This window comes from Alkalibacillus haloalkaliphilus C5, assembly GCF_000269905.1.
Classification (GTDB): Bacteria; Bacillota; Bacilli; order Bacillales; family Alkalibacillaceae; genus Alkalibacillus; species Alkalibacillus haloalkaliphilus_A.
Genome location: NZ_AKIF01000101.1, coordinates 1 through 10,851 on the forward strand (window position 1 = coordinate 1; position 10,851 = coordinate 10,851).

The 10,851-nt window shown below is 39.3% G+C and carries 12 protein-coding genes; 6 read left to right on the top strand and 6 right to left on the bottom strand.

What is annotated here, in order from left to right:
* Positions 1–57: 57 nt before the first annotated feature.
* The 5 genes from A194_RS0110850 to A194_RS0110870 form a co-directional block, all read right to left on the bottom strand.
* Positions 58–1,566, bottom strand: coding sequence for a flotillin family protein (locus A194_RS0110850; RefSeq protein WP_017186872.1), 1,509 nt, complete (start codon positions 1,564–1,566; stop codon positions 58–60).
* A 115-nt stretch (positions 1,567–1,681) separates the two neighbouring features.
* Positions 1,682–2,035, bottom strand: coding sequence for a hypothetical protein (locus A194_RS0110855; RefSeq protein WP_017186873.1), 354 nt, complete (start codon positions 2,033–2,035; stop codon positions 1,682–1,684).
* A gap of 101 nt (positions 2,036–2,136) precedes the next feature.
* A complete protein-coding gene (locus A194_RS0110860; protein ID WP_017186874.1) occupies positions 2,137–2,802 on the bottom strand; it encodes a hypothetical protein in 666 nt (221 codons plus the stop codon).
* An 88-nt stretch (positions 2,803–2,890) separates the two neighbouring features.
* Entirely contained in the window at positions 2,891–3,874 is a 984-nt protein-coding gene (locus A194_RS0110865; protein WP_017186875.1) for a ring-cleaving dioxygenase, read from the bottom strand.
* A gap of 166 nt (positions 3,875–4,040) precedes the next feature.
* Positions 4,041–5,033 (bottom strand): ABC transporter substrate-binding protein, encoded by a 993-nt coding sequence (locus A194_RS0110870; RefSeq protein ID WP_017186876.1) that lies wholly within the window; start codon positions 5,031–5,033, stop codon positions 4,041–4,043.
* Positions 5,034–5,231: 198 nt separating this feature from the next.
* On the opposite strand from A194_RS0110870, the gene A194_RS0110875 reads away from it, so the two are divergent.
* The 6 genes from A194_RS0110875 (at position 5,232) to A194_RS18210 (ending at position 10,343) form a co-directional block, all read left to right on the top strand.
* Positions 5,232–6,230: a FecCD family ABC transporter permease gene (locus A194_RS0110875; RefSeq protein WP_017186877.1), complete on the top strand. Its 999-nt coding sequence runs from the start codon at positions 5,232–5,234 to the stop codon at positions 6,228–6,230.
* The gene (locus A194_RS0110880; RefSeq protein ID WP_017186878.1) at positions 6,223–7,275 is read left to right on the top strand and encodes a FecCD family ABC transporter permease; all 1,053 of its coding nucleotides are present in this window, start codon (positions 6,223–6,225) and stop codon (positions 7,273–7,275) included. Before A194_RS0110875 ends, A194_RS0110880 begins: the two co-directional genes overlap by 8 nt.
* 33 nt (positions 7,276–7,308) lie before the next feature.
* Entirely contained in the window at positions 7,309–8,148 is an 840-nt protein-coding gene (locus A194_RS0110885; RefSeq protein ID WP_017186879.1) for an ABC transporter ATP-binding protein, read from the top strand.
* Entirely contained in the window at positions 8,114–8,932 is an 819-nt protein-coding gene (locus A194_RS0110890; RefSeq protein ID WP_017186880.1) for a (2Fe-2S)-binding protein, read from the top strand. The genes A194_RS0110885 and A194_RS0110890 overlap by 35 nt, the downstream gene beginning before the upstream one ends.
* Positions 8,933–9,119: 187 nt before the next feature.
* Positions 9,120–9,530: an RDD family protein gene (locus A194_RS0110895; protein ID WP_017186881.1), complete on the top strand. Its 411-nt coding sequence runs from the start codon at positions 9,120–9,122 to the stop codon at positions 9,528–9,530.
* Positions 9,531–9,593: 63 nt separating this feature from the next.
* The gene (locus A194_RS18210; protein ID WP_017186882.1) at positions 9,594–10,343 is read left to right on the top strand and encodes a tryptophan-rich sensory protein; all 750 of its coding nucleotides are present in this window, start codon (positions 9,594–9,596) and stop codon (positions 10,341–10,343) included.
* 21 nt (positions 10,344–10,364) lie between these two features.
* On the opposite strand, the gene A194_RS0110905 is transcribed toward A194_RS18210, so the two are convergent.
* Positions 10,365–10,790, bottom strand: coding sequence for a hypothetical protein (locus A194_RS0110905; protein ID WP_017186883.1), 426 nt, complete (start codon positions 10,788–10,790; stop codon positions 10,365–10,367).
* Between the last annotated feature and the right edge of the window lie 61 nt (positions 10,791–10,851).

Sequence of the window (10,851 nt, forward strand, 5' to 3'; positions counted from 1 at the left end):
ACCCGCTATTCGGTAATGATCCGCTCCATTCAGTATTAATCACCCGCTATTCGGTAATTACCTCTCATCATCCACCTGCTCACTTTGTTCTTCATCATCACGCGTTTCTTCCGCCCGCACGACTGTATGTGTATTGCCGCGGTTTACTAGGTCGGTTAAAAGTTGATTGACATCTAGGCCTGTCAGCTCTTTTAAAGGCTCTTGGATTTGGGTCATGGTGTTGGTAATGGATTGGCCGTAAGTTGAAACACCACCTTGGCCACCACCGCCAGTGTCTATGACTTTGACTGACTCTATATTGGATAGAGGCTTGGCGATTTCTTTCGCATATTCAGGTAACATCTCGATCAGCTTTTCAACAATAACGACTTCTCCATGTTTGGAGATTGCTTCAGCGAGTAACCTCTTCGACTCTGCTTCGGCTTCACCTTTTTTGCGAATGACTTCAGCTTCTGACAGACCGGCTTCGCGTTTAATTTTTGCTCGTGTTTCCCCGTCAATTTGAGCTTTCTTTGCTTCGGCTTCTGCTTGTTTGGTAACTTCGTAGTATTCAGCGTCGGCCTTGGCTTGACGGACTTTCGCTTCTTCATGTTCCAACTGCACTAGACGTTCGCGCTCCATATGTTGCAATCGCAAATGTTCTTCTTTCTTTTGAGCATGGACTTTCAACTCATGTTCTTGTACTTCTTTATCAAGGCGTGCTTTTTCTAACTGATAAGACTGCTCGGACTTCGCGCGTGCTCGTTCGGTTTCTTCTTTAATTGATGCGTCATTTAAATCTTTTTCCTTCTTCGACTCAGCAATCTCAATTTGACGTTCGAATTCTTGTTCTTTAGCTTCTTGGTCGTTGTTAGCACGGTGAATCCTCGTTTCTTTATCAGCATCAGACTCAGCCAACTCAGCTTTTTTACGAATTTGAGCGATACGAGGTTTACCTAAGTTTTCTAAGTAACCATTTTCCGGATCAGCATCGCGGAGGTCTTGCAAGCCGAGTGATGTAATTTTAAAGCCCATCTCATCTAACTGACGTTGGGCAACTTTAGTTACTTGTTTATTAAACTCCTCGCGATCTTCATTAATACCTTCGACTGTCATTTTAGATAAAATCGCACGTAAGTTTGCATTTAACACTTCTGAGATTTCTGCTTGAATTTCTTTCGGCTTTTTTCCTAAAAATTGCTCGGCGTAAATCGCAATTCCACGTAGAGTATCTGCGACTTTCACCATTGCGACAGCATCGGCGATAATCGGCACCCCACCATTGGTGTAAACGCGTGGTGTTGTAATTTTCAGTTGGAACGCTGTTAAATCAACTGGTGTCGCCGTCTGGTGCATCTTCAATAAATGTCCACCACCACGGATAATTTTCATCGATCGCCCTTCTTCATCGGTGAAAATATTCGTCTCCTTACTCGGATTACCAAGTCGTGGACCCGCAATTATAAGTGCTTCATTCGACTTCGCCGTTCGGTAGCGAAGCTTCATCCAGACCCACCATAACAAACCAACAATCGCCGCTACGACTAAAAGCGGTATCAAAAACAGTAAAAACCCGATCAACTCCATTGAACCCCTCCATACTTCCAATAAAATACACTCACTTCACCTTATTAGAATGGAGACAAAATATGCTCATCAAATTTTGAAACAGAAAAAAACAACGACCAATTCGGCCGTTGTTTTAGCGCATGCGTACTTTCGCTTTCTCCCACTCTCTTAACACAGGGTGCATGAGTTCAATGAGCGCATGTAAAGGGAATAACTTTATAGCTTGTCCGTACAATCTCTTCCCACCGATTAAAAGGCCAGTTGCAATAGGCTCCACCTTCACACGCATACTTGGCCACGTTCTCGCTGCCCAATCACTTACGTTAAAAGAACTAGACCTTTCGCCTATGTAAGCGAACACTCGAAATAGGACTGGGACGAGCATCGAAGTTGGCACCATTTTACGCAAACGGCTTCTCCTTAGTAGTGATACGACAAGCCAAACCCCTGCCATAACTAAAATAAGTTTAACTATTGACTGATTCATTCCATCATCTCCTCCACCTATAATTTTCCCTTAATGGTGAGGAGTATGTATTAAAATGGTGGGAGTTATGGTTGCAGTGGCTATCTTCCCTCCAACTGCCTTCACCTCCTCCTATCATACTGATCCTGAAACGCTTTAGTCGTCGTTAATGAAAACATTAAAACAAGCTCTAAGAAGTTATCATAGACACCTGTCTCGACTGGTGGTGGCGCGGCCATGCCTGCTGTCATGAAAAAGACGCCTGTGAAGTACCAAAACCAATTTTGCAAGCGGCCGACATAAATGGATGCCAGAAGCAAAGCAATCGTCACGATCATAATCATTAGCGGCATACCTGATTCACTTCCGACTTTTGTGTAGGCTAACACACCATTATGCATGTAAGGCTTTAACGTCATCCCCCACACTTCACTAACGATTTCATAAATGATTAAAAATAACGTCAAACCTAACACAAACCATGTGACAGAGCGCCAATTCGCCCATTTCAAGCCAGCTCGCTTAATCGTATCCCAAGCGTATAATAACAAGAGTGGTGTAATTAAGGCATGAAGCCAAAAACGAATTTCATTATAAAATTCGAGCTGTGCTCCCTCTCCGAAAAACTTGCCAAAAGCCAACAAACTGTTGTCATAAATAAGTGCTAGAAGAACTAAAATAATCACATTAGACACAACGAACCAACCGTTACGGTAGGCTAATCCAATCGCAACAATAAACAAACATATATGAAAAATCATAATTAAGAAGAATAGAATCATATCCATAAACATTTCCCCTTTTTAAACGTCCATTATCATTGTTGCCAAATTTACATAAAAAAAGACCAACTCGAATTGAATTGGTCTTTAAAAGTTATTCGTATTCTTTTTCAATTGTTTTCGTGCTTCGAACCGTATCAATGTGGCGGACTTTTTGTTCGATTTGTTCGCGCTGGTTTTCTAAAAATGGTGGTAAGGCGAGATTTTCACCAAGTGTTTCGTATGGTTCGTCACCCATGAAGCCTGGACCGTCTGTTGCCAATTCGAATAAAATTTGCGGAGCAACACGTGCATATAAAGACTGGAAGTAGAATCGATCGACGACCCCTGAATTCGGCAACTTAATATTCGAATACCAGTCTACCCATTTCATCAACTCAGTTTCATCAGCAACACGGAAGGCTGCGTGGTGAACCGTTCCATAGCCTTGACGAGCTTGCGGGAGTTGGTTGTTATGCTCAATAATCACTTGTGCCCCATTTCCACCTTCACCGACTTCAAAAAGATAAAGTGAATCGTTTTGGTCAACTTCTTTAAACACGTAAACACGTTCTAAAATCATTTTCATACGATCGAATTCAGATACACGAATGTGTAACGGCCCTAAGCCAGTAATCGCATACTCAAGTGGTATTGGCCCATCTTGCCATGGTGTTCCAGATGCGACACCTTCGTCATGTTCATCTGAAACAAGTTGGTATTGTTGGTCATCGAAATCAACAAACGGCAATACTTTTTTACCGAATAAGTCTTGAATACCTTCATGCTTCACATCTAATCGGTCGAAGCGCTTCACCCAGTAGTCAAGCGCTGCATCACTCGGTACGCGAAAAGATGACCTAAAAATCTCATCTGTTCCGTGACTGCCTTTAGGAATGCCTGGAAAGTCAAAGAACGTCATATCTGTTCCTGCACTTCCTTTGTCATCTGCGAAAAATAAATGATACGTCTGAATGTCATCTTGGTTAACTGTCTTTTTGACTAAACGCATGCCTAGTACATACGTGAAAAATTCATAATTCTTCTCTGCACTGCTCGTAATGGCAGTAATGTGGTGTAAACCTTTTAACCCTTCCATTGAACGACCTCCATCACAAGAATATCTTGAATTCAAAGTAATTATAACAGATTTGATGAAAATGTGCTCGTCATCTGCTTAGATTTTATAAACAAAAAAAACGCTGGTCTACCACTTGACCAGCGTTTTCTATCTATTTACTAAAGGGGGTAAAGCAAATAGTCACTTATTGATCCAACAATTGTTCTTCTAGATCATCTAACATTATATTTGCAGCTTTGACGCCACCTGCTGTATTCCAAATCGTGTCATTCACTTTATAAGCGTTGTCTTGCTGTACAGCTTCTAAGTTGTTCCATAATGCGTCTTCAGTCCACTCTTCTTCAACATCTGAACCTTCTCCATCACCCGTTTCATAGGTGAAGTAGAAAATGACGTCACCTTCCATTTCATCGATGCGTTCTTTTGTCACACCCGTTGCAGCAAAATCATCAACATCTTGTGATTCTGGGCGTGCCAATCCAATTTCATCTAAAATAATTCCTGGGAATGAATCATTATAGTAAATACGAACGTCACCTGACATAAAACGGATTAATGATACTTCCGTGTCTAAACGGTCACCTAATGAGTCACTTAAACCATCTATACGCTCTTGATAATTGTCTAATACTTCTTGACCTTCTTCTTCCTTATTCACTGCTTCTGCGATTAATTCAAAGTTGATTTTCCAATCACCGCGTAACGTTTCTTCAAATACTGTCGGTGCTATTGCTGATAATGCTTCATAGTGCTCTTCTTGACGCATTTTATTGCCTAAGATTAAGTCTGGTTCAAGTTCAGCAATACTTTCTAATGAAATATCGTTTTCTAAACCAACAACATTCACACCTTCCATATCATCTGCAATATGGTCATACCAAGGGTCACCTACCCATGATTGGACAGCACCAGTTGGTATAATATCTAATGATAATAACGCTTCTGTTCCGTGATTTGTTAACACAACGATATTTTCTGGTGTACCTTCAATTTCGGTTGTGCCCATAGCGTGTTCCACTTCGTAAATTTCAGCGCTTTCTTCTGTATCTGTTGTTTCCTCTGTAGCTTCATTTGTGTCGCCGTTCTCCTCTTCTGGTTCACTATTTTCTGAACCACAAGCTGCTAAGAACAAGACAAGACCTAAAATGCTTGAAAATAATAACGTTCTTTTAAACATTATGTATCCTCCTAGTTAGTTTAATTGAAAATGATTATCATTAACAAAGCTTATATTACGACCATTCAATTTAAAAGTCAATACTTTCCCACAAAATAGTTGAGAATGATTATCAAAGTTTAATTGACAATCGTTCTCAATCATCATATCATTTATATAGGATATAAAAAAGTTGCAACGTTGAAAGGTCATTCTTTTATGTTAAAACATCATACATTCAAAATAAGTGGCATTTTTCTAGGAATCATCATTGTCGTCTTACTTATGTGGTCAAGTGTAGTTTTGGGCTTGACGAAGGTTTCAACACAAGACGTGATTAATTCTCTTTTCAGTTTTGATGGTTCAAATCAACATATTATTATTCAAGATACAAGAATTCCAAGAGCTTTAATTGCTGCAGCTGCTGGGGCAAGCTTAGCGATTGCTGGGGCAGTTATGCAAGGACTAACACATAATCCACTAGCTTCACCGAGCATTTTCGGGATCAATGCTGGGGCAAGTTTTTTTGTCGTGCTAGGGGTTACCTTTTTTGGAGTAACTTCACTTGAAGGGTTTACATGGTTGGCATTTACAGGTGCTGCTATTGCAGCCATCATCGTTTATGTGCTCGGTTCTATGGGACGTGATGGCTTAACACCGATTAAAATCACTCTAGCAGGAGCTGCCATGGCGGCTTTGTTTTCATCTTTAACACAAGGAATGCTAACTTTAAATGAACGCTCCTTAGACCAAGTACTGTTTTGGCTTGCGGGATCTATTCAAGGGCGTGACCTTGATTTATTAATTGGATTACTCCCATATCTTCTTGTTGGTTGGCTATTGTCCCTTTTAATCGGTAAACATATGAATGTGCTAGCGATGGGCGAAGACGTAGCAAAAGGGCTTGGGCAACGTACAATATTGATTAAAATATTCGGCGCTTTAATTGTCGTATTACTAGCTGGTGGTACAGTTGCCATAGCTGGACCAATCGGTTTTATTGGCATTGTCATTCCGCATGTCGCAAGGTGGTTTGTCGGAATCGATTATCGCTGGGTTATTCCTTATAGCGGCTTACTCGGCGCAATGCTTTTACTTATGGCAGACATTGGAGCTCGCTATGTTATAGCTCCACAAGAAGCACCAGTTGGAGTCGTAACGGCTTTAATCGGCGTTCCCTTCTTCATCTATATTGCAAGGAGGGGCATACATGAATAAACATATTCCTTTTCGTTTTTATAAAATATCATTTTTAATTGATAAAAGATCGCTTATTACAATTACAAGCTTAACGCTTATATCGATCGTTTTAATGATTGTTAGCCTTGGCATAGGACAAATGCAAATTTCACCGATTGAAGTTGTGAAAGCTTTATTTAACTCAAGTGGCGATATGGAAAATCTCGTCGTCCAATCATTTCGAATGCCACGCATTCTACTTGCAGTACTAGCTGGAGCGGCGTTAGCATTATCTGGTGCAATTTTACAAGGTATTATTCGCAATCCGCTAGCATCACCCGATATCATCGGTATAACGGGTGGAGCCGCTTTAACAACTGTCATCTTTTTAGCAGTTTTTAGTGATCGAAGTAATACTTTAACCTTAAGCATTCACTGGCTACCACTTGCATCTTTTATTGGCGCTATTGCTTTAGGATTTATCGTTTATTTTCTGTCTTGGAAAAATGGTGGGATCACACCAATTCGACTAGTTTTAATTGGTGTAGGCATTGCAATGGCGGTTCAAGCGGTTACGACGATGATTATGATATTAGGTCCTATTTACACGGCTTCGAGAGCTAATATATGGTTAACGGGAAGTTTGAATGGAACAAACTGGAACGAAATAATTTCTATAACGCCTTGGATATTAGGAATGATTTTCATTCTATTTATTTATGTCAGACGTTTAAATATTCAAGAGCTTGGGCAAGACTTATCGATTAATGCTGGCGGATTTGTTCAAAAAGATCGCTTTACATTACTCTTATTAAGCTCTGCTTTAGCTGGTGGCGCGGTCGCATTTGCTGGTGGCATTGGGTTTGTTGGGCTTATGGCCCCCCATATCGCTAGAAGACTTGTCGGGTCAGCTTTCGGCTCCTTGCTTCCTGCATCAGCTTTAATCGGTGGTATCATCGTCTTAATTGCTGATTTAATCGCACGAACGGTATTCATGCCACTGGAGGTGCCTGCTGGTGTATTCACTTCAGCAATCGGTGCACCTTATTTCATTTATTTGCTTTATCGCAGTCGTAATCAATAACCGACTGCCCTTTAGATAAAGGAGGACAATTTTATGGACGCGATCACAACTAACACTTTAACACTTGGTTATGGTGATGAAGATATAATAAAAGATTTGGATTTACACATTCCTAAAGGTGAGATAACGGTTTTCATTGGTAGTAACGGTTGTGGTAAATCAACATTATTAAAATCACTCGCACGACTATTAAAACCGAAAGAAGGTTCGATCGTTTTAAACGGTCATGACATCGCTCATACATCAACGAAAAAAATCGCTAAAGATCTGGCGATATTACCACAATCACCAGTCGCACCTGAAGGGTTAACTGTTTTACAACTTGTGAAACAAGGGCGTTACCCTTACCAAAATTGGTTTAAACAATGGACAGAAGAAGATGAAGAAGCTGTCAATTATGCCATTAGAGTCACAGGCACTGAAGATTTAGTTGATCGTAAAGTTGACTCGTTATCTGGCGGACAACGTCAACGTGCATGGATTGCGATGACGTTAGCACAAGATACAGATACGATCCTTTTAGATGAACCGACAACCTATTTAGATATGACACACCAAATTGAAATATTAGATTTACTACATGATTTAAACGAACAAGAGAATCGTACAATTATCATGGTTTTACACGATTTAAACCTTGCGTGCCGTTACGCTGATCACATCGTGGCCATACATGATAAAAAAGTCTTTCAACAAGGTGATCCAGATACGATTATTACACCACAACTCATTCATTCTGTGTTCGGTTTGCAATGTCAAGTGACGTGTGATCCTATTTGTGGTTCACCATTATGCATCCCATATAGTAAAGGTCGTCATATGAAAGGTGTTAATAATGATGAGACAACAGTTAACAAACAACCAATTAAATGATTTAGTTGAAAATTTCCGTATAGAAGCTGATCAGAATTCTAACATGTTTTCTCTGTCAAAGCTTCGTGATGAGCAGTTTTTGTGTGAAGTGTTGGAAGAAGCTAAAGTAGATTTTGATACAGACAATTTATTTATCGCAGCTTCACAATTTATTAAACGAATCGGCTTTTTAATTGTCGTCCCAACACTTTATAATTTAACAAAACATAATCAATGGTTATCTGCTAACTGGTCTAATCAATATATTGTCCCTCGTGTCAAAAATAACAAATGGGTTCCCAGTCTTTATTTAGATGACCTTGCTGTAACATCAATTGACGAAACGTCGCGTCAAAAGTTATTACCACAGTATTTAGAGCAATTATTTGGTGACATAGCTACCTTAATCGAATCCGTCTCATCTATTTCACGTGTACCAAAGCCGATTTTGTGGGAAAACATTGCAGTCTATATCTATTGGTTATATGAAGTGAAATTAAGCGAAGAAACAGATGAAAAAATCATGACACGCGTCCACCATGACTTCCACTTCTTAATATATGAATTAGAAGCAAAACAATTTCACGAATCTTTCCAGCCTCTTAAACGTTTCCACGGAATCAAGCGGCTAGTGTCCCTTGATGCTGAACCCGTTCGAATCAGACGGACATGCTGCTTTTATTATGAAGTCAATGAAAGCCGTAACTGTTGTGGTAACTGTCCTAAATCAGAATTAAATAAAGCGGCTTGTCGTGCAACAAAAGATTCTTTATATGAGCGAGACATGATCAGACAAAGAGGGTGAATGGCTTAAAGCTATTTGCCTTTTTTAGTGAGAGTGCTTTTTAGTTCCCTGTTGATGAACTAAAAAGAAACTCCTTTAGTTATGTTTGATCCCCATTGCCTTTCCTGCTATAAAACTTCATTCAATCTACTTCCAATATTATGATAAAATATAGATAATCTTAAAGACTATTAAAAGGGTGTTTGACTTGAACAGTATAACAGATAGCCCCGTTGGAATAATTGAACGTAGTTTTGCATTATTAATTGACTGGGGAATACTTGTTTTCGCATCGATTATGGCTTATATAATCTTTGGTAATCATGTACTTATAAACTTACAAGTAATAGCCATTGTTTATTTCACTTTCACCCCGTTATTATGGAGGGGATATACAATTGGCAAACGTGTGCTCTCGATTAGAATTGCTCGAGTTAGTTATCGTAAGTTAACATTTCCTACAATGTTTTTACGCGAAGTAATTGGTGTTATTTTGTATCAATTAACACTTGGCCTTTTAACAATTGTCAGTATTTACCTCGTAACTACGCGTGATGATCGACGTTCAATCCATGACATCATTGCAGGAACGTTTGTCACTAGTCACCATCCAGATTAAAAAACATAACCTCGTCCACTTTTGCATATAGTTTACCACTATGGTGTTAAGGAGTTGACGGGGATGAAACAGACGACATGGTTAGCGATCGCCAATGCTGTTGTGCTCGGTTTGACAATTTTAACGAATTACTTAGCAAATGCTTTACCTTTAAACAATCAAACGACTGGAGAAATTTCGGACAGGCTTAATATTTTATTTACACCTGCAGATTATGCTTTTTCGATTTGGGGATTCATTTATTTGTTATTAATTATTTGGGTCGTCATGCTATTTGTAAGCCCGCAAGGCCAAAAAGTGACAAACGAAGTTGGACTTTGGTTTATTATTAGTTGCATTTTGAATGTCAGTTGGTTATTTTTCTTCCACTATGAATACTTCTTCTTATCGCTCATTGTCATGTTAATGTTATTTTACAGCCTTCTCATTATTTACCGCCGTCTTAAATCAGATTCGTTCTGGTTATTGTGGCGCGTTCCTTTTTCGATTTATTTAGCTTGGATCTCAGTGGCGACGATTATTAATATTGCTGTTGTGTTTCACTCACATCACTTGCACCTATTGTTCACACCTGAAGCTTGGACAGTGTTATTTATTTGGTTGTCGACAGTTTGGGCTATTTGGTTTATGTATCAAAACAATGATTTAGTTTATCCGATGGTGTTTATTTGGGCACTTGTAGGTATTGCGATTAACCGTACTGATTTACCTGAAATTGAATATAGTGCATGGGCGATGGCAGCTGTTTTATCAATTGTCCTCCTCTATCATTTAATTCCGATGGTAAAAGATTTATATAAAATAAAGAAATAAGCGCTAGGATTCCTAGCGCTTCTACATTTGATTCAACACATCAGGCCGGTCGACACCTGTACGTAAATTAATTGCTCGATCGTGTGGGCCGAAATTAATAACTAAATACGGGTCACCTTCATGTTCGAATTCATCTACTAACGTACCTTCATAACGCTCTAACGTTTCAACATTAACATACGCATGTTTTAAATCATCAAATGTTAAATTTAACGGTTCATCAAGTCGTTCCATTTCATAACCATCAAACTTCCAGCGATCTCCTTTTACAAATGACATTTCATATTCAGTCGTTTCTCTATAGGCAACATCACCTAGTTGAATAAAATTTAATGTAAAAGCATCATTCTCATATTCAACATTCAGTAATATATTTAGATCAGCCGGCTGCAATACCGCTAACGTATATTGATATATGAAGAATTCTTCAAAATAAAGCTCAGGCAATTAATTTACGTACAGGTGTCGACCGGCCTGATGTGTTGAAATCAAATGTAGAAGCGCTAGG